Consider the following 24,773-nt stretch of genomic DNA (forward strand, 5'->3'; position numbering starts at 1 on the left):
TGGAGGGTGTAAGGATGCGTAATTTTATGGACTCAGACTTTTTATTGGAAAATGAAACTGCACGGAAGCTATATCATGATTATGCAAAGGAAATGCCAATTATTGATTATCATTGCCATCTTGATCCAAAGGAAATTTATGAAAATAAAACATATAAGAATATTACCGAGGTTTGGTTATATGGTGATCATTATAAATGGCGTGCAATGAGAGCAAACGGGATAGAAGAGAAGTATGTAACCGGGGATGCCAGTGACTACGATAAATTTCTTTCCTGGGCAAAGACAGTACCAATGTTAATTGGAAACCCGCTATACCATTGGACACATTTAGAATTGCAGCGTTTCTTTGGAATTCATGAGGAATTAAATGAAACAACTGCCCCGGAAATTTGGGAGAAAGTGAATAAATTATTGAATACAGATGGTTTTGGCGCAAGAGACTTTATTGAGAAATCGAATGTAAAAGTGGTTTGTACAACAGATGATCCGATTGACAATTTGGAGTTTCATAAGCAGCTGACTGATGAAGGGGAATTTTCCGTTAAGGTTGTTCCGGGTTTTCGTCCAGATAAAGCACTTGAGATTAATCGTGATGGTTTTTCTGCTTATATCAAACAGCTGGAACAAGCAGCAAATAAAACGATCGACAGCTATGAAGATTTCCAAAATGCCTTAAAAAATCGAGTGGAGTATTTTCATTCGATTGGCGGTCGGGTTTCTGACCACGCAATTGATACAATGATGTATGCTAAGGCAACTATAGAGGAAGTAGAAGAATCCTTTAAGAAAGCAGTTGCAGGAAATAAAGTGTCACTTGACGATGAAAAGAAATTTAAGACACTGACTTTAAAATACCTTGGTGAGCAGTATGCGAAGCATGGCTGGGTGATGCAATTCCATATTAATGCCTTGCGCAACAACAATACAAGAATGTTTCATACATTAGGACCAGATACTGGTTACGATGCAATGAACGATGGAGAAGTTGCTAAGCCATTAGCTAAACTTTTAGATATGCTGGAGAAAGATAATCATTTGCCAAAAACAATTTTATATTCCTTAAACCCTAAGGATAATAGTACAATTGCTTCAATCATTGGGAGCTTCCAGGGAGATGGAATTCCTGGCAAGATGCAATTCGGGACGGCATGGTGGTTCAATGATACAAAAGCTGGCATGCTCGCACAAATGCAAACCTTGGCAGATATTGGTGTGTTTAGTCAATTTATCGGAATGCTTACAGACTCAAGAAGTTTTCTATCTTATCCAAGACATGAATACTTTAGAAGGATTGTATGCTCTCTAATTGGATCATGGGTAGAAAATGGAGAGGTTCCAAATAATATTGAATTCTTAGGGGATATAGTACAGCGCATTTCATACTATAATGCGAAAAGCTATTTTGATTTTGAATAAAACAATGGTTGCCAGCTTTATGGTCAATTTTTAGTTTGTTTGCTTTACAAACAATAATGATTATTCACGAACTTTAAGCTATTTAACTTTGCAGCGTTATCGCAGGTAATCCAGTATATGACCTGCGATAGCGATCTTTAATACATATAAAGGGACAGGGGGTAATTCGTTTGAAAAAGAAAGCGGTATCATTTTTTGTTTTAATTGCACTGCTCTCTATTTTATTGACGGGGTGCGGGACTGCTTCAGGAAGCTCAAGTGAAGGGGCCACCGTATTGCGTTTAGCTGAAAATCATCCAGATGATTATCCAACTACAATCGGAGACAAGGAATTTGCGAGATTAGTAGAGGAAAAGACAGATGGGCGCTATAAAATTGAAGTATTTTCAGGTGGGCAACTGGGTGAGGAATCTGACACATTGGAATTAGTTCAAATCGGAACGATTGATTTAGTGCGCACGAACGTAACACCAGTAACACAGCTTTCAGATGAGATAGGTGTGCTCTCTATGCCATTCTTGTTTGAGAGTGAAGAAGATAAATGGGAAAAATTAAATGGTGAAGTTGGCCAGGAGTTACTGGATACATTAGACGGTTCAAATCTTGTAGGTTTAGCATACTACGATTCTGGTGAAAGAAGTATTTACAATACAAAGCGTCCGTTAGAATCACCAGAAGATATGAAGGGGCTTAAAATCCGTGTGCAAAACTCAGCTTTATCGATTGAAATCATTGAAGCTTTAGGAGCTTCGGCTACACCAATGGAATACGGAGAAGTTTTCTCAGCACTGCAAACGGGAGTAATTGATGGGGCAGAGAACAATTTCCCGAGCTACTTTACTTCGAATCATTACAATGTAGCAAATTACTTTACTGTTAATGGCTATTCGGGAACACCTGAATTACTAATGGCATCACAAAGCTTGTGGGATACGTTAAGTGATGAGGATAAGGGAAGTTTTCTTGAAGCGGCCAGAGAATCAGTAGAGGTTCAGCGTGAAGCATGGGCAGAATTAACGGAAGAAGCCAGAGAAGCAGTTGTCGAAGGCGGAAGTGAATTAGTTGAAATTAATGACATAGAAGAGTGGAGAGACGCAGTTCAGCCACTCTATGACAAATATGATGACTTGTATGGCGACTGGATCGATCGATTGTCTGAATAATAATATAGGAGAGTGAGAGATTGCTGCTCCTGGCAAAATCCTAAGGGGGGAGTATTGTGAAGGCTTTAAAACAAATAAAACGTATTCTTGATCAGCTGCTTTTAATCTCGGCATTAACGCTGTTAGCGGTGATGATTATTATTATCATTTATCAAGTATTTTCGCGACAAATTTTCAGCACCACACCGTCTTGGTCAGAAGAGGTATCAAGATTACTTTTCATATGGGTGAGCTTCCTTGGAATCGCCTATGGTTTTAAGGAAAAGTTACATATTGCTTTGGGACTGATTGTAGGAAAGTTTCCTAGTAAAGTGCAGGATTTCTTTGATTATCTTGCTAAAATACTTGTGATATTCCTTGGTATAATTATGCTCTATTTTGGAACATCCTTTACAATCTTAATGTCAGACAACTTGATGCCGGGAACTGGGCTATCCAGCAGTTGGCAATATGCAGTTATTCCAATAACTGGATTTTACATTACATTGTACGGAATCAGCCTATTATTTATAAAAGGTATGCATCAGGATTACAACGATGCAGAAGAGGTGTAAAAAATGGAGATACTTATTTTGTTTGGGAGCTTCTTTCTACTATTGATATTTAGAGTTCCAATTGCACTTACATTAATTATAGCTTCTCTACTAACTGGATTTTATATGGGAATTAACCCGGCTGCACTTCTGCAGCGTATGGTCGGTGGATTGGATTCCTTTTCTCTTCTAGCAATACCTTTCTTTATTCTTGCCGGAGAGATTATGAACGAAGGTGGAATTTCAAGACGGTTAATTAACCTTGCAAACGTTATTATAGGAAAAATTCGAGGTGGACTGGCAATGGTGAACGTACTTACAAGTACGTTCTTTGGTGGAATTTCCGGCTCAGCATTAGCAGATACTTCTTCATTAGGTTCTGTCCTAATACCGATGATGAAAAAGCAGAAGTATGATACAGATTATTCTGTTGCAGTTACTATTTCCAGTTCTACCCAAGGAGTGCTAATTCCTCCTAGTCATAATATGATTATCTATTCAACAGCAGCTGGCGGGGTTTCAGTTGGTGCACTTTTCGTCGGCGGACTTGGACCGGGATTAATACTTGGCTTAGCAATAATGGTTTTAACTTATGTACTTGCAGTGAAACGCAACTATCCCAAGGGAGAGCCAATAAAAAGAGAAGACATTCCTAAAATTGTTCGTGATGGTTTGTTAGGGCTCTTTACAGTTGTTATTATCATGGGTGGAATTTTAAGTGGAATATTTACCGCCACTGAATCTGCCGCAATTGCTGCACTATACGCATTTATTATTACATTCTTTGTCTATAAGGAGATTCCTTTAAAAAGAATGGGAGTAATTTTGGAAAAAACATTTAGAACGTTAGCAATGGTACTATTTTTAATTTCAGCTTCTTCTGCTTTTGGCTGGTTGCTCGCTTTATTAAAGGTACCTGCATTGGTTTCAAACGCATTATTAACCTTCTCGCCAAATGATGTGGTAACAATATTAATTATACTTGTTATTTTACTGGTATTAGGAATGGTAATGGATATGGCTCCCCTTATTTTAATTACAACGCCAATTCTCCTGCCTGTTGCAACAAGTGTTGGCATGGATCCAGTTCACTTTGGAGTTGTGTTGATGCTTGCATTAGGTATTGGACTTGTAACACCTCCTGTTGGTTCGATATTATTTGTAGGATCAGCAATTGGGCGAATACCAATAGAAAAGTCAGCAAAAGCGATGTTCCCTTTCTATGGGATTATGATTATAGTGCTTTTATTAGTAACATTTATTCCGCAATTGTCCCTATTCTTACCGAATCTGTTTGGACAATAATGTTTCAAGAAAACACCACAAGTCGAAAAACAGAGATTTGTGGTGTTTCCGCACCATTGAAGTATGAAGCAGCAATAGGGTTTAGTTAATTGGCACACCTTGACAAAATACTTCTATTATTGACGTGCTTTCTTGAAAATGATAATCTTAAAATGCAATTAGTTTATTGCCCAAATAAATTAACTCAAGTCGTTTACGAAGAGGATATCTGCTTTTCTCTTTCAAATGAAAGGGATTACACATATTGATAATAAACAGGATAGATAGGGTGAACCTATAGCAGGAATGACAGACTAAATGAGGAGGTGGAGAATATGGGTATTCTCCATGAATTACTGAAGGATATTCCAATTCCAAAAATGGCGAAGGTACGCCAGACCTTTAATGATACGAAGATTGAAGATGTGCCTAAAGCTTTACTCGAAGAGCTGGAAACGGAAGACGTAAAGAAATTTGTCAAGCCGGGCATGGAAATTGCTCTTGCTGTAGGAAGCCGGGGAACAGACAAACTTGTTGAGATTACAAAAACAACCGTGAGTTTCTTAAAGGAATTAGGTGCAAAGCCTTTTATCGTTCCATCAATGGGAAGTCATGGCGGAGCAACAGCTGAAGGACAAAAAGCTGTTCTTGAGCACCTTGGAGTTTCTGAGGAAACCGTTGGTGCAGAAGTTCGCTCTTCAATGGAAGTAGTGAAGATTGGCGAACTAGAAAATGGTTTGCCGGTTTACATTGATAAGCTTGCTTCACAGGCGGATGGCATTGTTGTCATTAACCGTGTCAAACCCCATACAGCATTCCGAGGGCCGGTTGAGAGTGGCATTTTGAAGATGATCAGCATCGGTTTAGGGAAACAAAAAGGTGCTGAGGCGTGTCATCAGCTTGGATTTAAATATATGGCTGAAAATATTCCCGCAATGGCAAAAGTAACATTAGAAAAGATGCCGATTCTGTTTGCAGTTGCAACAGTTGAGAATCCATTTGATAAAGTCGCTGAAATTGCTGTGCTTAAGCCAGAAGAAATTGAGGAGCGGGAGATTGAGTTGCAGAAGCTTGCTAAGAACCTGCTGCCGAAACTGCACTTCGGTAAGATTGATGTATTAATTATCGATGAGATTGGTAAGAACATTAGTGGCGATGGGATGGACCCGAATATTACCGGACGATACCCGACTCCATATGCTTATGGCGGCCCAGAAGTGACTAAAATGGCTGTACTTGATTTAACACCAGAATCTGAAGGGAATGGGAATGGCTGTGGTACCGCTGACTTCACGACAGAGCGTCTTGTAAATAAGATGGATCGTCATGGTACGTATGCGAATGGGCTAACGTCGACAGTTGTTGGACCAACACATATCTCAACAACATTGGAAAATGATCGTCAAGCCTACCAGGCAGCAATTAAAACAGCCAATATCCTTGATTTTAATAAAGTAACTGTTGTCCGTATCAAGAACACCCTGCAGTTGATTGAAATTGAGGTTTCTGAAACATTGCTTGATCACGTGAACGAACATCCAAGTCTTGAACAGGTTTCGGATGTTTATGAATTAGACTTTGATGAAGAAGGTAATTTATTCTAATAAAGTGTTCAAAATGTGATCTCATTCCGCTTTTTGAGCTCTTAATATATGGAAAGGCTGGGGAATACAATGACAAACTTATTTGATTTAACAGGTAAAACAGCTGTAGCAATTGGGGGAAACAGTACATTAGGAAGCGCGATGGCAAAGGGCCTTGCGAACCAAGGTGCCAAGGTTGCTATTGTTGGGCGTAACTTAGAAACAGCAAAGGAAATAGTTGAAGAAATCAAAGCAGAAGGTGGAGAAGCAGAGGCATTCTATGCTGATGTAAGTAAACTTGACACAGTTTCTGCTGCAGCGAATGAAATTGAAGCATGGTCAGGAGGCTGGGATATTCTCCTTAATGCACCTGGAAAAAATAGTTCGACACCATTTTTCGATATTTCACCTGAAGAATGGGATGATATTATGTCTGTTAACTTAAAGGGTCTTGTATTTACGACACAGGTATTTGCACAAAAAATGATTGATCAAGGGCGCGAGGGAAGTATCATTAATATTTCTTCAGCATCAGCTGGACCTCCTTTATCAAGAGTGTTTACTTATTCCGCTTCGAAGGCAGGCGTGAATAGTGTTACACAATACTTAGCCCGTGAATTTGCACCACATGGTATACGTGTAAATGCAATCGTTCCAGGGTTCTTCCCGGCAGAACAGAACCGTAAGATTTTGGACGAAGATAGAATTGCTGATATTATGCGCCATACGCCAATGGATCGTTTTGGTGAAGCGGAAGAATTGCAAGGTGCTGTAGTGTATCTCGCATCAAATAAAGCATCTTCATTTGTGACGGGTACATTTTTAAGAGTAGACGGCGGGTATGGAAGTATGACAATTTAGTAAAGTCATGCTTTCATCAATAATATGGAATAGTGAATAGTAATAATGAAAAAGAAGAAGGCTTTGAGGGAAGTGCGCACCTTCAAAGCCTTTCCTTTTGTTGAAATGGCGATGAAAAAGGCTTAGCTCTTTAATAAAGGATGAGAACGATGAAAAAAAAATTAGTAATTGGTTTAGATATCGGAACAACAGGTGTCAAAGCGGTAGCCTTTGACTATAAAGGGAAGCACCACGCAATAGCTGAGGAACTGATCACAACTTATTATCCGGAAGAAGGCTATGCAGAGCAAAATCCAGTAGAAGTTGAAGCTGCTGCTAGAAGAGTAATGCGGCAGGTAATTGATGAACTGGATCAAAGTGAGTTTGAAATAGCAGCGACAGGGATTGGATGTGCGATGCATTCCTTAATCTGTGTAGATGAACAGGGTGAAGCATTGTCTAATATGCTTATCTGGTCTGATGGTCGTGCGAGTAAACAAGCAGAAGCATTAATCCATGGAAATGGCAGTAAAATTTATGCGCGAACAGGAACACCGATTCATCCGATGACTCCCCTTGTGAAGCTTATATGGATGAGAGAAAATAAGTTTCCACCATATAAGGAAGCAGCTTATTTTATGACGATGAAAGAGTATCTTACATATCGTTGGTTTAATATGCGTGTTGTCGATTATGCAATGGCATCGTCAACAGGGATGTTTGATGTCAAAAACCTCACTTGGGATAAGAAATCACTCGAGCTTGCTGGAATCTCTGAGGAACAGTTATCTGAAGTTGTCGAACCTACAAGGAAGCTGACCGGTTTACGGGCAGAAATTGCAGAGGAATTCGGGATTTCTGATGAACTGCCAATTATTATCGGTTCTGCGGATGGCCAACTTGCGAATCTTGGGAGTGGGGCAACTTCAACTGGTGAAGTAAATATTTCAGCTGGAACAAGTGGTGCGATTCGTCAATTTATTAATGGGGCACCGATTAATAAAAAGATGGAAACCTTCACCTATGCTTTTTCTGCAGATACGTCTATAATTGGCGGTCCAACAAATAATGGTGGAATCGTTTTACAATGGCTGAAAGAATTAATTGACTATGATGGCAGCTATACGGAATTAATCAGTGAAGCAGAGGGTGTAGCAAGAGGAGCAGATGGGATTATCTTTCTTCCCTATATAAATGGAGAGCGTGCACCTTTATGGAATCAAAAGGCTAAAGGGAATTTCTACGGGTTAAGCATTGAACATACGAAGAAGCAGCTTGTAAGAGCTTTGCTTGAAGGGATTGCTTTTAATATTTACCAAATTAATCAATCACTTGAATCACTTGCTGGAAAGCCGAAAAAAATAACAGTGAACGGAGGATTGTCACAATCACTTCTATGGTCACAAATTTTAGCTGATATTTTAGGTGAGGATCTTTATCTTTCAGAAACGCACCATAATGCTGCATGGGGAGCTGCATGGACTGCACTTGTTGCAATTGAGGAAGTTCCTTCATTTTCTGCAATTAAGGAAAACCTGCCAAAGGAAAAGAAGGTAACTGCGAATATGGATGCACATGCCGAATACATGAAGATCTTTAAGAAATATGCCAAATTAAAAGAAGCAGTATCGGTATTTTTTGCGTAACTTATAAAAGACTAGCAAATATTGTTCTCGACAATTTGCTAGTCTTTTTCACTATTTTTAGCAATAATCTCCTAAAACTTCAATAATTCAAGGTCTATATTCCTAATTATTAGAAAAATGAATACTTCATATTGGAATTATATGTTATATTAGGTAAAATGAAAGAAAGTATGATTTATCGATGAAAAGGAAGGGAATCCATGACTTATCGCATTCAGCTATTTAAGTTATTAACTGCAATCGGGGATCATATCTATCGCATTAAGCGAGCTGAAAAATTATCAAACTTTTGGAAAACGAGTATTCTATTAATCTTTGCTTCAGCTATTGTATATGGGTGGATGGCATACTTAGGAATTGGTTCCAATTTGCTTTCCATTGACGCAACATTACTAGGAGCGGGGGAATATGGAGGAAGTAAAATAGGCTTCTTGGCTGGGAGAGTACTTTATGGAATTCTCTTTGCTGCTGCGGTGTTGTTTATTCCAAGTGCTTTATTTTATTTGCTGACTGAAATTCCGTATCAAAAACTTGTCATCATGCAGCAAGTTGTTCTTGTTGTATTACTTTTGGAACGGTTAATCTGGATTCCGCTTATCGTGCTGGCTGGATTAGATTGGTATGTAACTCCATTATCACTTGGTATTATTTTTTCTTACCTTATAGAAAATGAGTGGTTTATTTATTTCTTTGGGGCAATAACTTTATTTCAAGGATGGATTATTTGGTTTGTGTATCGATTTCTACACGCACTTTCCGAAGTGAGAGCAAGAACGATATTATTAGTAATTATTTTGCTTCATATCATTGGCTGGGCATTTGCGGCTACGATCGCAGTGACAGATATTTACATAATAAGTGGGTGGTTTGAATGAAGCGAAACCGCTGGATAATGCTAGGATCTATTATATTTATTTGTTTAAATGTGCTGTTGATTGCTGTAGATAAAGAAGGAAAGATCGATCGAGTATCCTATATTAATGATTGGTCAAAAAGCTATACTGCCGACTTGAAGGAGACGCTCGAAAAACCTGTCGTATTGGATGCTGCAGAAGAAAACCCGGTATTTTTCGATGAAAGCCAAGGTGTATTTCAGGAATTTCTTGTAAATATAGGTGATGAGGTAGCAGCTGGTGACGGTTTATTTACCTATCAGGTTCATAATTATTATGAAACGGAAGCAAATTTTTTAACACAGATTGATCAAATAAAGGCTGAAATTACAGCGATTGAACAAGCAATTACGCAGATGGAGCAATATACCATACCAGATGGCAATTACGATGTCGCTGGTTCTGTATTAATTACTGAAGAGGATATTTTTGTTGAATTGCCAAAAACATCGGTTGATGCACAACTGATGAAAGAGCAATATTTACTCGATAAGAAAAAGGAGCTAAGCCACAAGCAATCTGAAGTGGCATCCAAAGAAAAGCAGCTGGATGAGCTGCGAACGACAGGAGATACATTAACCTTTCAAAGCCCATATAGCGGGAAAGTCCAGCATATATCAGAGCAATTAGCAGATCCAATTATCCTAATCGCCAGTGAGGAATTACATGCTGTTGGAACTTTAAGTGAGAAAGAGCGTGGAATTGTAGAGGCAGGCATGACAGCAGAGCTCATGTTAAATGAGGAAGAAACCGAGCTCACTGGAATGGTAGAATTGCTGGCAGATACTCCTGAAGAGGAAGCGAGTGTAGATAAGGAGAGTATGTATCCTTTTACTGCGCAAATGGAGATGGAAGCGGAGAGTGAGATAGAGCTGCTCCCTGGATACCATGGTCTGCTTTCAATTACACTGGCAGAAGTGACAGGGGTAACGGCGATTGACGAGGTGGCTTTAGTTGATAAAGCTGTTTGGAGAATGGATGCTAGTGGTTTGCTTCAAAAACAGCGTGTGAAGATCGGCATGCAAGAGAATCAGCAAATGGAAGTTCAATCAGGAATGGATGCAGGGGAACTTATAGCTTTGGAGCCGAAGAGTCGATTGTATGACGGCGCTTCATTTATAACGCCAATTAAGTGGAAAGAAGTAAGGCACATAACTGCTAATAGGAAAGATATTGATTGGAAAAAATCATTTATAAGTGGTTTACTTTCAAGATGAGAGAAAGGGGCTTGCTCAGTTGGCAGCCCCTTTTATTTATTTCTTTAAACCAGTCATAGCTAACAGGGGGGAGGATAAATATAAACCTTTCCTGTGATAAGACGGTGTTAAACTTTAAATATTTGCTGCACGGTGAATGTCTGGCTGCCGACGAATTTGGCGTTTATGATAGAAAACGGTGAGAAGTGCGCCGCTTAGTAAAATGATTCCAGTCAGGAAGAACCAAGTCATTAGGATAATAATTCCACCAAGACTTCCATAGGTTGCAGAGTAATTTCCAAAATTGCTTACATAGATTGAAAAACCTAAAGAAATAATTAGCCAAAGCAGACTAGCGATAAGTGATCCGGGTATAATATGCTTGAATGGCAATTTCTTGTTTGGAGCGACACGATATAGCAGCATAATAAATGCTGTTAGTGCGACCACACTGATTATCCAGCGAAGTACATGTAATAATATCTCTGTACCAGCACTTATACCTGTAATCGAGCTTACAAAACGCAAAATGACATCTCCAAAGATTGGCAGCAATATTGCAATTATGACAGTGACAATCATACATACAGTAAGTGCAAGAGAAATTAATTTGACCTTGATAAACGAACGTGTTTCTTCTACATCAAATGCTTCATTTACTGCTTGAATAAATGCATTAATCCCACTTGATGCTGACCAGAGTGCACCAATAATACCGATTGTCAGCAAGCCGCCGCGAGGTGTTTGAACAAGGCTGATAATATTCTCCTGAAAGAGTGAGGCAATTTCACCTGGTAAAAGCTCAGAGAAGAAGTCCATTGCTTCATCCGGTGAAATATTAAGGTAAGGGATAATTGCAAATCCGACAATCAATAAAGGGAAAATAGCTAAAAGAAAGTAATATGCCAGAGATGCAGCTAGCAGTGTGGTATTATGTTCATTGAATTTTCCCATGAAAACTTTTATATTGCTTTTTAGTTTATCCATGATAGCCTCCGTTTCCAGCTTCTATAATTAGCTGTTTCATTCATCTATTGTGTAAACTATATACCCTGCTTGAAGTAATTTAATCTTAGTTAAAAGAAGATGAGATATGAACAATGGCTATGCGGTCTAAGTTGTTTGAAGTTTTTAAAGGACACTGGTTTGATTTTTGGCTTGCAGGTTTTTAAAAGTTTTAATTCAATGAACTAGTGGTATAATATTTCTATATCATTATTTATAAAGGTTGTTTAGAAGGTTTGTTATTTTCTATCTGAACATCTGTTTATCGTTTGCGCTATAAAAGGATGCCAAAGGAGGGAATATTACATATGGAACTAATTTATCTCAGTATTTTATTTGTAGCAGTTGCATTTGCGCTAGTTGCAGCCTATCTTTGCTTTGTCCTGAAGCGTGTATCTAATACAATGAAGTCTTTAGGAACGACAATGATTGATGTGGAGAAACAATTGACTTATATTACGCCACAATTAACAGAAACGATTCGGGAAACAGATAAATTAATAGAAGATGTCGAAGAGAAAGCGTTGGCAACAGGGAGTATATTTGATGCGGTAGAGGATTTTGGCACATCAATTAGCTCGGCAAATGAGGCATTTCAGAATCGTTTTGGGAAATTAACGGATGAGGAGATGGATCGTAAGGTAAAGCCGTTTATTGAAGGCATTAAGTGGAGCGAAGTTGCTGTTCAATTATATTCCAGCTGGCAGGGAAATAAAAATGATGTAAAGAATGAAATTATTATTCGCGATAGAAATGAAATTACGGAAGTAACAGGGAGAGAGGGATAAACATGACATTAGTAGGTGTAGGTGTATTATTAATAGGGATTGCATTTCTAATTTTAGCAATTTTCCTTGGACACACATTAAATAATTTAGCTGGGATCCTGGGAGGAATTGATAAAACTGTACAGCAGCTGCCAAAACAAATGGATGATGTAATGAAGGAAACGGGAAATATCATACGTGAGAGCAATCATACATTGGCAGATGTAAATGAAAAAATGGAGCAATTAAGCCCGCTTTTTTATATTGTCGGTGACGTAGGCAATGCAACAAGAAAGCTGACTTCTTCACTGGTAGATGTAACGGATTCAATGAAAACAAAAAGTGAAACTGGTAAAGAACTTGCTGGAAAGAATAACCTTGGCGGTGTGTATGGCTCCTTTGCATTAGGTTATTATTGGCTGAAAAAACGTCAGCAAATGAAGAAAGACAGGTCTGAAGGAGAATTTACTGGTGGAAACTAAAAAAGATAACCCAATTGGTGCGTTATTAGGTGGAGCTATTGCTGGGATAGCAGCAGCATTCATTATACAGCGCCGGGATTATAATGCCGATCAGCCTAGTCTTGCAGATAAGATGAAAAAAGTTGAAAATAAGCTGTACACGGACGGAGAAATACGTGCACATACAATTCAAACAATAAAACAAGAAGCAGAAGATACTGCGAATAAAAAAGGCGTTATCCTATAGGATAACGCCTTTTTTATAATAGATAAGAAAAACACACGTGATTACTGTTCGTCAACAATCTTTCTTTCACTGTTAAATTCTCTTGCCTTTTGAAAAATCATTGCACCTAATGTTAACGCACCATATAAGCCCTCAAGATTCTTTCGGCTTGCAAAGCTTGCTGTTTCTCTTTCTTCGAAGTTTTCCACTGCATGAACCATATGGGAGGAAAGCTGCTGTGTTGCGCGTCCCACATCACCAACAAGATAGAAAATTGGTGTGAGTTCCTTTAATTGCGTGTTTACCTGTTGAAGGGTATCAACACCAGTGTTTAAGGCACCGTTTACCTGAGTTGTTACCTCCTTTACTGTCTGCGGTAAGTCCTTAGTGGTCTTCTTTAGATCATCTAATACTGCAGAAGCCTTTAGCAATGGCCTTATTAGTATTCCTGCTAAGGCTAGCAAGGCAAGCCCAATAATGATTAGTCCAATTCCTACCCAAATCATACGATTACTCCTCCTTTCATCCTTTTAAATATATTACCACCACGGTATTTATGATAAACTTTCTCCTCATAGCATACCACAATTTCTTAGGCATAATCCCGTATCATGTCCCATAAAATTTAAGAAATGTATAATATAATAACCTCTTTATAAAGGTGGCAGCAGAATGAAAAAATCTGTAAAGATAATTGCATGGTTTTTAGGTTTAACCTTATTAGCATTTCTTATCCAATTGCCGATACAGCAGACAGAAACAACCTGGGCTTCCTGGTCACTCCCGCTTTCTGGAAAGACTATCGTTTTAGACCCTGGTCATGGCGGCCCGGATGGAGGGGCGGTCGGCAGTGATAATACAGTGGAGAAGGATATTGCGCTTCAAGTTGCAAAACAGCTGCAGCGTTATTTACAGCAGGCAGGGGCGCTTGTCTATTTGACTCGTGAAAAAGATGAAGACTTAGCTGCTGAAGAAACAAAAGGACTTGCTCGCAGGAAGTCAGAGGACATTCGGGAGCGGCTCATATATATAGAAAAGAAAAATGCAGACTTTTTCTTGACCATCCATTTAAATGCATTGCCATCTGACAGATGGCGCGGTGCACAGACTTTTTATTACCCGAAGTTCGATGAAAACCGCCATCTTGCAGAAATGGTGCAAGCAGAAATTCGGAGAAATATGGAAAATACAAATCGCGAGGCTTTGGAAATTAATGGTATTTACTTATTAAAGCATGCAGAAACACCGGGAGCGTTGGTGGAAATTGGCTTTTTATCCAATGTTGAAGAAAGAGAGCTGCTTAAGCGTGAGGAATATCAGGAGAGTATGGCAGCGAGTATTTACCAGGGAGTGCTGCGCTATATGACCGAGGATCCGGAAGAATAAAAAATGAAACCGCCCCCAAATCCATATTACTTAGGTTTTTAGCACTTTATGTTATACTGGATATGGAAGATTTAAGCTAAAGGGATGGTGACAACATTGCTAACGAAAGAACAGGTTATCGAGCTGCTTAATCCGGTAAGGGATCCATTTTTACATACAACATTAGAAGAAACAGATGGGATTAAGAGCATTACAATAAAAGAAGATAAGAACCATGTCAGTGTGAAGGTCGGTATTTCCAAATTGAACACTGGCGAACAAATGGAGATGCAGCAAGAGATTGTTGGTATTCTGAAGAAGAATGGCGCAACTACGGTTGGTTTGCGTTTTGAACAGCTGCCAGTAGAGATTATTCGCAAATATCAGCCAGCAGTAGAACAGGCACAAGAGGCTTCACTAATGGGTGGCAGTACGAATACGAAGTTTATTGCGATTGCTAGTGGTAAGGGCGGGGTTGGTAAATCAACAGTAACCGTAAATCTGGCAATGGCATTAATGCGTCTTGGTAAGAAGGTTGGTATCATTGATGCAGATATTTATGGTTTTAGCGTTCCTGATATGATGGGAATAGAAGAGCGTCCAGTTGTACGCGGGAAGAAAATTATTCCTGTAGAACGTTTCGGTGTAAAAGTTGTTTCAATGGGCTTTTTCGTTGAGGACAATTCACCTATTATTTGGCGTGGTCCAATGCTGGGCAAAATGTTAAATAGCTTCTTTACTGAAGTAGAGTGGGGAGATTTAGATTATTTACTGCTTGATCTTCCGCCAGGTACAGGAGATATCGCGATGGATGTACATGAACTCCTTCCAACGTGTAAGGAAGTTATTGTAACAACTCCTCACCCAACAGCTGCATTTGTTGCAGCACGTGCAGGGCAAATGGCGATGAAAACAGATCATGAGATTCTTGGCGTTGTAGAAAACATGTCATATTTTGAAAGTAAATTGACTGGTGAAAAAGAGTACGTCTTTGGAAAAGGCGGCGGCAAGAAGCTAGCCGAAGTATTGAAAACGAAAGTGCTCGGGCATCTTCCTCTTATGCAGCCATATATGGAAGAAGATGTGTTCGCTCCTTCTGTTTATCAGGAAGACCACCCAACTGCCAAGGAATTCCATTTAATTGCATCAAAAATTGTAGCTAAAATTGAAGAATAACAAACAATAGGAGGAAAAGGCAGCGTATGAAGCGAAGCCTTTTCCTCTAATTGCGTCTCGGCTTTCGAATATCTGAGAAAGGATGGTGTTTATGGCCCGCCACCAGAGTCTCCTCCCGAACCTCCACCTCCACCGCCTTGTCCGCCGCCACCGGATCCTTCGCTCGTGCTTTCCTGACTGGATCCGCCACCGCCTTCCTTACTTTGTTGTTCTTCTGCTGCTTTCAGCAGGGTTTCTTGAATCTTTGCTTTAAAAAGTGGTGTCTCCAGTGTTTGCTGGATAGTTTCCTCTAAATGTGCGCGGAATTGCTGACTCTTCATTAAGGAAAGAATCAATGTTGAAACTTCCGGATTCTGCAGCAGTTCCAGCATTTGTTTCTGATACTCGGCATCACTCATTAAATCCTTTTGTAATTTGATTTGTTCTTCTTTTATTGATTTTGTATATCCTTCGACGAAACTTGGATCCTGAAAGAGGTTTTTCCACATTTCTTTCCCCTTGTCACTAATAAGCACTTCATTTATTGCAGACTTAACCTCATCAGATTGAATGACAAGTTCTTGTTTCAACTTTTCATCCTGCAGTATCTCCGTCAGAGCCTTTTTGCCATCTTCTGTCTGCAAAATATCAACAACCATTTTTTTGGTCTTTTCATAATCGCCGTCATCCTGGCTTGCATTATTCCCTCCACAAGCAGTTAAAACAAAACATAGGAAAAGTAAAGAAAATAACTTTTTCATTTACTAATTACCTCCTTTCTCATTGTTTAATATGAGTGACAAAATTAATAACTATGCATTAAAATGAGGAAAAAAGAATTCTTTCGTGTTAAAATACAATATTAGATAGAGCAAAATGTAGGGGGATTCATTTTGAATATTCGAAAGCTGATCAAGTTTTTATTTAATACATTAATTATCGGTGGAGCTGCCGGACTAATTATTAGCTTTTTCGTGAAATGGGATAGCTATGCTACTTATTTAAAGCCATTTAATGCAATGGAGATTTTAGGATTATTAATATTCTTTGTAGGTTTAGGATTAACCTTTAGTGTAATTAGTATGACGGGATATTTTGCCTATTTATACATTCATCGGTTTGGCATTAGTTTATTTCGCTCATTTTGGACAACTGTACAAATTATCTTGATTTTATTCGTACTATTTGATTTAGTCTATTTTCCGTACAGAGGCTCAGAAGGTGAAATAACAATCTATTGGTTATTGCTTGGTGTCGTACTTTTATTCGCTTTTGCATGGCTGATTGCAAAATTGAAACAAAAGGAAACAAATCATTCAGCATTTATTCCAACCTTATTTTTCCTTATTGTAATTACAACAGTAGAATGGACGCCGGCATTAATTGCTGAGGGTTCAGATTATATTTGGTTAATGTTAGCGCCACTTCTTATTTGTAATGCTTATATGATTATTGGTTCACATCGTATTGCAAATCGAGTAGATGGAAAGTCTGCAAAGGATCCAGCGAGAAAGGGATCTGAATCAGTGAGGAAATCTAAAACAGCAACATCAAAAGGATAAAAACAGAAAAAACTGAGCCGGATGGAGGCTCAGTTTTTTCTGTTCTTCTATTATATGAATTAGAGGAGGTAACCCTACTCCACAATTTCAACTTCAGCATGTGCTTGACTAATCAGCTCGCTGATTGGGACAAAGGTAAAGCCTTTATTTTTCAACCCGGGTAATATTGTCTCCAGGGCGCCTGCAGTCTGCTTTGCGGAATCGGATGCATGCATTAATAAGATATCACCATTAGTCGTATTTTTCATAACGGTATCTACAATGTTTTCTGTACCAGGGTTTTCCCAATCATTCGGATTAATATTCCAATGCACAACTTCAAAGCCCATTGATTTTGCCAATTCAAGCACTTCTTCATTAAAGTGACCGCTTGGAGTGCGGAGCAGCTTCGTATCTTCATAGCCAAGTTTGCTGAAAACCTCTTGAGCTAAGAATAAATCTTTCTGTACTTGTTCAATTTCCTGATCAAGGTAACTCTTATAGCGGTAGCCTAACATTCCAATTTCATGCTTGTCCTCTGCAATCTTTTCTACAATCGTTGGGTGACGCTCAGCCCATTCACCACTAAGGAAAAATGTAGCCTGCACTTCTTCTTGTTTTAATTTCTTCAGGATATCATGAACTCTTTCCTCTCCCCAGCTAATATTAAACGTTAAAGCTACATTTGGTTCTTCTGCATCACCCTTAGTTAAGGCGACTTCATCACTATCATTTGCCCAAAGCAATCCATTATTTGCTTGCATGAATATAAAGCCAGCAATGAATACACCAATAATCCCTAGTAAAATGAACCTTCTCTTCCGATTAAAATCAACAACATAAAAATGATCCATTTTCGTTCCTCCCTGCATAGCTTGTCTTAATTGATTATATGAAGGGAAAATTAGAATATGTGGGATTATTTCCGTTTTTAAGTGCTGTTTCAAAGAAATATTTAAAAATAGGATGAATCATTGGCAAAAACGGGAATAATAGATAAAAATCACAAAGGTTTGCGTAAATTCGCGAGCAACCGACAAAATTCCCCATTTTATTCGAATAGCTATGATATAAAAGTTCAATATGAACAAGAAAGTAAATCCAATTTATCTATTGAGTGATCTGGGGCCGTAACTACGTTGAGGTGAAATATATGTTAGGTTTATTGATTAATGAAAAGGAACAAAAAGAAATTAAGTATCTAATAAAGCGTGAACTGGAAGAGCTGCTATTGGACCTGGATGACCATCGAATTGATACTTTAGTCAAACATGCAATGCGCGAAAGATACCATTCGCTATTTCAATTGCTGTTGCGTGTCGCAAGTAAAGAAGAGTGTTTGCAGTATATGCCGGCTAAAATAAAGAACAGGTAAGAAAAACTTTGTCTAGGCAAAGTTTTTCTTATTTGTAAAGAAAGCTTGATTTATAAGGTTCCATAAAGAATGCATACTAGAAAGTGAAAAAAATATTGATTTTATGTTGCACAAACTAAAATCCTATGGTATAGTAATTTCTGTTGTCATTTTAAAAGACATTCAGCACCGAACAATAACAACGAAAAAATAATTTCGAAAAGGTGTTGACAGGATTTACAAAACATGGTAAATTAAAGTCTGTCGCAAAAAACGACAAAACATTATGAATTGCTCTTTGAAAACTGAACAAACAACCAGTATGTCAAGCGGAATCGCATTTATGCGATGAAGCGAAAGTTATAACGGAAAACCCCGTTTTCTATTATAACAACTCGGAAGATAAAATCTTACGAGTATAAACAGCTAAGATACTTTATAGAAGTAACGGCGTTATTTCTATTCAAACACTTTAATGGAGAGTTTGATCTTGGCTCAGGACGAACGCTGGCGGCGTGCCTAATACATGCAAGTCGAGCGCGTGAAACTTTTCAGATCTCTTCGGAGTGACGAATTGTGGATCGAGCGGCGGACGGGTGAGTAACACGTGGGCAACCTGCCTGTAAGATCGGGATAACTTGCGGAAACGTGAGCTAATACCGGATAATGTCTTTTACCTCCTGGTAAAAGAATGAAAGACGGTTTTGCTGTCACTTACAGATGGGCCCGCGGCGCATTAGCTAGTTGGTGGGGTAATGGCCTACCAAGGCGACGATGCGTAGCCGACCTGAGAGGGTGATCGGCCACACTGGGACTGAGACACGGCCCAGACTCCTACGGGAGGCAGCAGTAGGGAATCTTCCGCAATGGACGAAAGTCTGACGGAGCAACGCCGCGTGAGTGATGAAGGTTTTCGGATCGTAAAACTCTGTTGTTAGGGAAGAACAAGTACGAGAGTAACTGCTCGTACCTTGACGGTACCTAACCAGAAAGCCACGGCTAACTACGTGCCAGCAGCCGCGGTAATACGTAGGTGGCAAGCGTTGTCCGGAATTATTGGGCGTAAAGCGCTCGCAGGCGGTCTTTTAAGTCTGATGTGAAATCTTACGGCTCAACCGTAAGCGGTCATTGGAAACTGGAGGACTTGAGTACAGAAGAGGAGAGTGGAATTCCACGTGTAGCGGTGAAATGCGTAGAGATGTGGAGGAACACCAGTGGCGAAGGCGACTCTCTGGTCTGTAACTGACGCTGAGGAGCGAAAGCGTGGGGAGCAAACAGGATTAGATACCCTGGTAGTCCACGCCGTAAACGATGAGTGCTAGGTGTTAGGGGGTTTCCGCCCCTTAGTGCTGAAGTTAACGCATTAAGCACTCCGCCTGGGGAGTACGGCCGCAAGGCTGAAACTCAAAAGAATTGACGGGGACCCGCACAAGCGGTGGAGCATGTGGTTTAATTCGAAGCAACGCGAAGAACCTTACCAGGTCTTGACATCCCACTGGCCGCTATGGAGACATAGCTTTCCCTTCGGGGACAGTGGTGACAGGTGGTGCATGGTTGTCGTCAGCTCGTGTCGTGAGATGTTGGGTTAAGTCCCGCAACGAGCGCAACCCTTGATCTTAGTTGCCAGCATTTAGTTGGGCACTCTAAGGTGACTGCCGGTGACAAACCGGAGGAAGGTGGGGATGACGTCAAATCATCATGCCCCTTATGACCTGGGCTACACACGTGCTACAATGGATGGAACAAAGGGGAGCAAAACCGCGAGGTCAAGCAAATCCCATAAAACCATTCTCAGTTCGGATTGCAGGCTGCAACTCGCCTGCATGAAGCCGGAATCGCTAGTAATCGTGGATCAGCATGCCACGGTGAATACGTTCCCGGGTCTTGTACACACCGCCCGTCACACCACGAGAGTCGGTAACACCCGAAGTCGGTGAGGTAACCTTTATGGAGCCAGCCGCCGAAGGTGGGACCAATGATTGGGGTGAAGTCGTAACAAGGTAGCCGTATCGGAAGGTGCGGCTGGATCACCTCCTTTCTAAGGAATAATAGAAAGCGCAGGCGACCGTTAAGAAACGTACAAACTGGAGCACTTTGTAATGAGATAAAGGAAACACAGCGACTGTAAGGAGCTGATGTTGACTTATCGATTGGAAAAGTGTGAAGTTTGATAGTTTCTGGTCGCCGGAGCTAGACTATAACGGAACATCTAACTTTGTTAGATGAAACATACTGTGTTGTTTGTTCAGTTTTGAGAGAGTGATTTTTTCTCATTTCACATATATAGATGGGCCTGTAGCTCAGCTGGTTAGAGCGCACGCCTGATAAGCGTGAGGTCGGTGGTTCGAGTCCACTCAGGCCCACCATCTATTATATTGAAGACGGGGCCTTAGCTCAGCTGGGAGAGCGCCTGCCTTGCACGCAGGAGGTCAGCGGTTCGATCCCGCTAGGCTCCATTTTTGTACCTTGAAAACTAAATAAGAGTAACAACGACATCAAATTAAAAGGCTGAGGCGACTGTTCGAAAACGGACGCATAAGCAAGGGACTGGAAAACGCTTGAACTTTAGCGTTTGGAATGTCAATTGCTTATGACGGTAGTTTTCAGGAGCCGAAGCTAGATTAATAAATGTAAGACCAGGTTTATTTGATAAACCTAAAAGGCAAAATTAAAGCTTTATTTACTGTAACTTAGTTAAGTGAATAAGGGCGCACGGTGGATGCCTTGGTACTAGGAGCCGAAGAAGGACGGGACTAACACCGATATGCCTCGGGGAGTTGTAAGTAAACGCTATATCCGAGGATTTCCGAATGGGGAAACCCACTGTTCGTAATGGAACAGTACGTATATCTGAATTCATAGGGTATACGAGGCAGACCTAGGGAACTGAAACATCTCAGTACCTAGAGGAAGAGAAAGAAAATTCGATTTCCCAAGTAGCGGCGAGCGAAACGGAAAGAGCCCAAACCAGTAAGCTTGCTTACTGGGGTTGTAGGACACTCCATACGGAGTTACAAAGAAATTCTTTAGACGAATCGACCTGGAAAGGTCAGCCGCAGAAGGTAACAGCCCTGTAATCGAAAAAGAGTTTCCTCCGGAGTGTATCCTGAGTACGGCGGAACACGAGAAATTCCGTCGGAATCCGGGAGGACCATCTCCCAAGGCTAAATACTACCTAGTGACCGATAGTGAACCAGTACCGTGAGGGAAAGGTGAAAAGCACCCCGGGAGGGGAGTGAAATAGAACCTGAAACCGTGTGCCTACAAGTAGTCGAAGCCCGTTAATGGGTGACGGCGTACCTTTTGTAGAATGGACCGGCGAGTTACGATTACATGCAAGGTTAAGTGGAAGACACGGAGCCGCAGCGAAAGCGAGTCTGAATAGGGCGTTTATAGTATGTGGTCGTAGACCCGAAACCGTGTGATCTACCCATGTCCAGGGTGAAGGTCAGGTAACACTGACTGGAGGCCCGAACCCACGTATGTTGAAAAATGCGGGGATGAGGTGTGGGTAGGGGTGAAATGCCAATCGAACACGGAGATAGCTGGTTCTCTCCGAAATAGCTTTAGGGCTAGCCTCAAAAAAAGAGTACTGGAGGTAGAGCACTGATTGAACTAGGGGCCCTCACCGGGTTACCGAATTCAGTCAAACTCCGAATGCCAGATACTTATTTTTGGGAGTCAGACTATGGGTGATAAGGTTCATAGTCGAGAGGGAAACAGCCCAGACCGCCAGCTAAGGTCCCAAAGTATACGTTAAGTGGAAAAGGATGTGGAGTTGCCCAGACAACCAGGATGTTGGCTTAGAAGCAGCCACCATTTAAAGAGTGCGTAATAGCTCACTGGTCGAGTGACTCTGCGCCGAAAATGTACCGGGGCTAAACGTATCACCGAAGCTGCGGATTGTTCTTGCGAACAATGGTAGGAGAGCGTTCTAAGTGCTGTGAAGTCAGACCGTGAGGACTGGTGGAGCGCTTAGAAGTGAGAATGCCGGTATGAGTAGCGAAAAAAGAGTGAGAATCTCTTTCACCGAATGCCTAAGGTTTCCTGAGGAAGGCTCGTCCACTCAGGGTTAGTCGGGACCTAAGCCGAGGCCGAAAGGCGTAGGCGATGGATAACAGGTTGATATTCCTGTACCACCTCATGATTGTTTGAGCAATGGGGGGACGCAGAAGGATAAGGAATGCGCACGGATGGAAGTGTGCGCCCAAGCAGTGAGAAAGTCAGATAGGCAAATCCGTCTGGCAATTTCAAGCTGTGATGGGGAGGGAAATTTAGTACCGAAGTTCCTGATTTCACACTGCCAAGAAAAGCCTCTAGTTAGATCATAGGTGCCCGTACCGCAAACCGACACAGGTAGGCGAGGAGAGAATCCTAAGGTGAGCGGGAGAACTCTCGTTAAGGAACTCGGCAAAATGACCCCGTAACTTCGGGAGAAGGGGTGCTCCTTTAAGGAGGAGCCGCAGTGAATAGGCCCAAGCGACTGTTTAGCAAAAACACAGGTCTCTGCGAAGCCGAAAGGCGAAGTATAGGGGCTGACACCTGCCCGGTGCTGGAAGGTTAAGGGAAAGAGTTAGGGTTTTACCCGAAGCTTAGAACCGAAGCCCCAGTAAACGGCGGCCGTAACTATAACGGTCCTAAGGTAGCGAAATTCCTTGTCGGGTAAGTTCCGACCCGCACGAAAGGTGCAACGACTTGGGCACTGTCTCAACGAGAGACCCGGTGAAATTATACGATGTGTGAAGATGCACATTACCCGCGACAGGACGGAAAGACCCCGTGGAGCTTTACTGTAGCCTGATATTGACTGTTTGTGCAGCTTGTACAGGATAGGTGGGAGCCTTAGAAGCGAGAGCGCTAGCTTTCGTGGAGGCACCCGTGGGATACCACCCTAGCTGTATGAACATTCTAACCCAGGACCGTGATCCGGTTCGGAGACAGTGTCAGGCGGGCAGTTTGACTGGGGCGGTCGCCTCCTAAAAGGTAACGGAGGCGCCCAAAGGTTCCCTCAGAATGGTTGGAAATCATTCGTAGAGTGTAAAGGCAGAAGGGAGCTTGACTGCGAGACTTACAAGTCGAGCAGGGACGAAAGTCGGGCTTAGTGATCCGGTGGTTCCGCATGGAAGGGCCATCGCTCAACGGATAAAAGCTACCCCGGGGATAACAGGCTTATCTCCCCCAAGAGTTCACATCGACGGGGAGGTTTGGCACCTCGATGTCGGCTCATCGCATCCTGGGGCTGTAGTCGGTCCCAAGGGTTGGGCTGTTCGCCCATTAAAGCGGTACGCGAGCTGGGTTCAGAACGTCGTGAGACAGTTCGGTCCCTATCCGTCGTGGGCGTTGGAAGTTTGAGAGGAGCTGTCCTTAGTACGAGAGGACCGGGATGGACACACCGCTGGTGTACCAGTTGTTCCGCCAGGAGCATAGCTGGGTAGCTACGTGTGGAAAGGATAAGTGCTGAAAGCATCTAAGCATGAAGCCCCCCTCAAGATGAGACTTCCCATCACTTCGAGTGAGTAAGATCCCTCAGAGACGATGAGGTTGATAGGTTCGGGGTAGAAGCATGGTGACATGTGAAGCTGACGAATACTAATCGATCGAGGACTTAACTAAATTCTTTTGATGTATGTTGTTTACTCTTATTTAGTTTTCAAGGTATAAATTTTAAACTTGCATTTTGCTCTACAAGTGCATATAATTGAATTTATCATTGAATTTTAATGTCTGGTAGTGATGGCGGAAAGGTCACACCTGTTCCCATACCGAACACAGCAGTTAAGCTTTCCAGCGCCGATGGTAGTTGAGACTTTGTCTCTGCGAGAGTAGGACGCCGCCAGGCATAAAAATTAATTATATGATATTGTTCCACAGTAGCTCAGTGGTAGAGCAATCGGCTGTTAACCGATCGGTCGTAGGTTCGAATCCTACCTGTGGAGCCATTTTTTTGTATAAAAATTAAAATGCTTCCATAGCTCAGCAGGTAGAGCACTTCCATGGTAAGGAAGGGGTCGTCCGTTCAAATCGGATTGGAAGCTCTCTTAAAAACATTGATACAGCACCTTTTATAATGAAGGTGCTGTATTTTCTATCTGAAAGATATTGTGTCAGGGGAAACTAATTATTGATATACTAACTATCCTGATGTTCATTGTTATAATATATTAAAAGTCCACTTGACTTGTTTCTCCTTCTTCTGCATAAATAAGATAGAATCTGATATGAGAGAAGAAGTAAAGCTAAAAACTCTAGTCTAGATTGAGTGACATAAAAGGATGTAGAATATCACAATAACTTTTTTTCCTTTGGTGGACAACCATAAAAAGCTGAAGTTTTCACAAATTAA

20 protein-coding genes, 4 tRNA genes and 3 rRNA genes are annotated in these 24,773 nt (G+C 41.1%); 23 read left to right on the top strand and 4 right to left on the bottom strand.

Annotated features, from left to right (window positions below; genetic code table 11):
- The first annotated feature begins 14 nt into the window (after nucleotides 1-14).
- The 9 genes from uxaC to NST93_RS15190 all read left to right on the top strand — a co-directional run bounded on the left by uxaC (nucleotide 15) and on the right by NST93_RS15190 (nucleotide 10,577).
- Nucleotides 15-1,418 (top strand): glucuronate isomerase, encoded by a 1,404-nt coding sequence (uxaC, locus tag NST93_RS15150; protein WP_405098452.1) that lies wholly within the window; start codon nucleotides 15-17, stop codon nucleotides 1,416-1,418.
- A gap of 170 nt (nucleotides 1,419-1,588) precedes the next feature.
- The gene (locus tag NST93_RS15155) at nucleotides 1,589-2,581 is read left to right on the top strand and encodes a TRAP transporter substrate-binding protein (protein ID WP_405098454.1); all 993 of its coding nucleotides are present in this window, start codon (nucleotides 1,589-1,591) and stop codon (nucleotides 2,579-2,581) included.
- Nucleotides 2,582-2,637: 56 nt separating this feature from the next.
- Nucleotides 2,638-3,135 (top strand): TRAP transporter small permease, encoded by a 498-nt coding sequence (locus tag NST93_RS15160; RefSeq protein WP_405098456.1) that lies wholly within the window; start codon nucleotides 2,638-2,640, stop codon nucleotides 3,133-3,135.
- Nucleotides 3,136-3,138: 3 nt separating this feature from the next.
- Entirely contained in the window at nucleotides 3,139-4,419 is a 1,281-nt protein-coding gene (locus tag NST93_RS15165; protein WP_405098458.1) for a TRAP transporter large permease, read from the top strand.
- 314 nt (nucleotides 4,420-4,733) lie between these two features.
- Nucleotides 4,734-6,002, top strand: a complete 1,269-nt coding sequence (locus NST93_RS15170; protein WP_405098460.1) for a lactate racemase domain-containing protein — start codon at nucleotides 4,734-4,736, stop codon at nucleotides 6,000-6,002.
- 69 nt (nucleotides 6,003-6,071) lie between these two features.
- Nucleotides 6,072-6,842, top strand: coding sequence for an SDR family oxidoreductase (locus NST93_RS15175; RefSeq protein ID WP_405098462.1), 771 nt, complete (start codon nucleotides 6,072-6,074; stop codon nucleotides 6,840-6,842).
- A gap of 149 nt (nucleotides 6,843-6,991) precedes the next feature.
- Entirely contained in the window at nucleotides 6,992-8,467 is a 1,476-nt protein-coding gene (locus NST93_RS15180) for a gluconokinase (RefSeq protein WP_405098464.1), read from the top strand.
- Between the two features lie 200 nt (nucleotides 8,468-8,667).
- Nucleotides 8,668-9,342 (top strand): hypothetical protein, encoded by a 675-nt coding sequence (locus NST93_RS15185; protein WP_405098466.1) that lies wholly within the window; start codon nucleotides 8,668-8,670, stop codon nucleotides 9,340-9,342.
- Nucleotides 9,339-10,577, top strand: coding sequence for an efflux RND transporter periplasmic adaptor subunit (locus NST93_RS15190; protein WP_405098468.1), 1,239 nt, complete (start codon nucleotides 9,339-9,341; stop codon nucleotides 10,575-10,577). Before NST93_RS15185 ends, NST93_RS15190 begins: the two co-directional genes overlap by 4 nt.
- A gap of 114 nt (nucleotides 10,578-10,691) precedes the next feature.
- Here the strand turns inward: NST93_RS15190 and NST93_RS15195 are convergent, their stop codons facing one another.
- A complete protein-coding gene (locus tag NST93_RS15195; RefSeq protein ID WP_405098470.1) occupies nucleotides 10,692-11,543 on the bottom strand; it encodes a YihY/virulence factor BrkB family protein in 852 nt (283 codons plus the stop codon).
- A gap of 326 nt (nucleotides 11,544-11,869) precedes the next feature.
- Here NST93_RS15195 and NST93_RS15200 point away from each other — a divergent pair, with 326 nt between their 5' ends.
- Genes NST93_RS15200 through NST93_RS15210 form a run of 3 tightly spaced genes read left to right on the top strand, consistent with a single transcriptional unit; the run spans nucleotide 11,870 to nucleotide 13,036 of the window.
- On the top strand, nucleotides 11,870-12,349 hold the full coding sequence (locus NST93_RS15200; RefSeq protein ID WP_405098472.1) for a DUF948 domain-containing protein: 480 nt from the start codon (nucleotides 11,870-11,872) through the stop codon (nucleotides 12,347-12,349).
- Nucleotides 12,350-12,351: 2 nt separating this feature from the next.
- Nucleotides 12,352-12,810 (top strand): DUF948 domain-containing protein, encoded by a 459-nt coding sequence (locus NST93_RS15205; RefSeq protein ID WP_405098474.1) that lies wholly within the window; start codon nucleotides 12,352-12,354, stop codon nucleotides 12,808-12,810.
- The gene (locus NST93_RS15210; RefSeq protein ID WP_405098476.1) at nucleotides 12,800-13,036 is read left to right on the top strand and encodes a hypothetical protein; all 237 of its coding nucleotides are present in this window, start codon (nucleotides 12,800-12,802) and stop codon (nucleotides 13,034-13,036) included. Before NST93_RS15205 ends, NST93_RS15210 begins: the two co-directional genes overlap by 11 nt.
- Nucleotides 13,037-13,077: 41 nt before the next feature.
- Here NST93_RS15210 and NST93_RS15215 read toward each other — a convergent pair whose 3' ends face one another.
- Nucleotides 13,078-13,521 (bottom strand): DUF948 domain-containing protein, encoded by a 444-nt coding sequence (locus tag NST93_RS15215; RefSeq protein ID WP_405098478.1) that lies wholly within the window; start codon nucleotides 13,519-13,521, stop codon nucleotides 13,078-13,080.
- A gap of 166 nt (nucleotides 13,522-13,687) precedes the next feature.
- Between NST93_RS15215 and cwlD the strand changes: the two genes are divergently transcribed.
- Both cwlD and NST93_RS15225 read left to right on the top strand, forming a co-directional pair.
- The gene (cwlD, locus tag NST93_RS15220; protein ID WP_405098480.1) at nucleotides 13,688-14,401 is read left to right on the top strand and encodes an N-acetylmuramoyl-L-alanine amidase CwlD; all 714 of its coding nucleotides are present in this window, start codon (nucleotides 13,688-13,690) and stop codon (nucleotides 14,399-14,401) included.
- A gap of 96 nt (nucleotides 14,402-14,497) precedes the next feature.
- On the top strand, nucleotides 14,498-15,556 hold the full coding sequence (locus tag NST93_RS15225; protein WP_405098482.1) for a P-loop NTPase: 1,059 nt from the start codon (nucleotides 14,498-14,500) through the stop codon (nucleotides 15,554-15,556).
- A gap of 89 nt (nucleotides 15,557-15,645) precedes the next feature.
- Here NST93_RS15225 and gerD read toward each other — a convergent pair whose 3' ends face one another.
- A complete protein-coding gene (gene gerD, locus NST93_RS15230; RefSeq protein WP_405098484.1) occupies nucleotides 15,646-16,296 on the bottom strand; it encodes a spore germination lipoprotein GerD in 651 nt (216 codons plus the stop codon).
- A 132-nt stretch (nucleotides 16,297-16,428) separates the two neighbouring features.
- Here gerD and NST93_RS15235 point away from each other — a divergent pair, with 132 nt between their 5' ends.
- Nucleotides 16,429-17,097, top strand: coding sequence for a KinB-signaling pathway activation protein (locus NST93_RS15235; protein ID WP_405098486.1), 669 nt, complete (start codon nucleotides 16,429-16,431; stop codon nucleotides 17,095-17,097).
- Nucleotides 17,098-17,171: 74 nt separating this feature from the next.
- On the opposite strand, the gene pdaB is transcribed toward NST93_RS15235, so the two are convergent.
- Nucleotides 17,172-17,930, bottom strand: coding sequence for a polysaccharide deacetylase family sporulation protein PdaB (pdaB, locus tag NST93_RS15240; protein WP_405098488.1), 759 nt, complete (start codon nucleotides 17,928-17,930; stop codon nucleotides 17,172-17,174).
- 299 nt (nucleotides 17,931-18,229) lie between these two features.
- On the opposite strand from pdaB, the gene NST93_RS15245 reads away from it, so the two are divergent.
- The 8 genes from NST93_RS15245 (at nucleotide 18,230) to NST93_RS15280 (ending at nucleotide 24,465) form a co-directional block, all read left to right on the top strand.
- Complete coding sequence (locus tag NST93_RS15245) at nucleotides 18,230-18,451, top strand: hypothetical protein (protein WP_405098490.1); 222 nt, start codon at nucleotides 18,230-18,232, stop codon at nucleotides 18,449-18,451.
- 451 nt (nucleotides 18,452-18,902) lie between these two features.
- A 16S ribosomal RNA gene (locus tag NST93_RS15250) occupies nucleotides 18,903-20,468 on the top strand.
- A gap of 251 nt (nucleotides 20,469-20,719) precedes the next feature.
- Nucleotides 20,720-20,796, top strand: a tRNA-Ile gene (locus tag NST93_RS15255).
- Nucleotides 20,797-20,813: 17 nt separating this feature from the next.
- Nucleotides 20,814-20,886: transfer RNA gene (locus NST93_RS15260), tRNA-Ala, on the top strand.
- 236 nt (nucleotides 20,887-21,122) lie between these two features.
- Nucleotides 21,123-24,043: ribosomal RNA gene (locus NST93_RS15265) — 23S ribosomal RNA — on the top strand.
- A 110-nt stretch (nucleotides 24,044-24,153) separates the two neighbouring features.
- A 5S ribosomal RNA gene (gene rrf / locus NST93_RS15270) occupies nucleotides 24,154-24,269 on the top strand.
- Together the 16S, 23S and 5S rRNA genes with 4 tRNA genes alongside form the textbook arrangement of a ribosomal RNA operon.
- A gap of 25 nt (nucleotides 24,270-24,294) precedes the next feature.
- Nucleotides 24,295-24,369 (top strand) — tRNA-Asn (locus NST93_RS15275).
- Nucleotides 24,370-24,392: 23 nt separating this feature from the next.
- Nucleotides 24,393-24,465: transfer RNA gene (locus NST93_RS15280), tRNA-Thr, on the top strand.
- The last annotated feature ends 308 nt before the right edge of the window (nucleotides 24,466-24,773 follow it).

It is taken from the genome of Oceanobacillus sp. FSL H7-0719 (assembly GCF_045040795.1).
Taxonomy (GTDB): domain Bacteria; phylum Bacillota; class Bacilli; order Bacillales; family Amphibacillaceae; genus Oceanobacillus.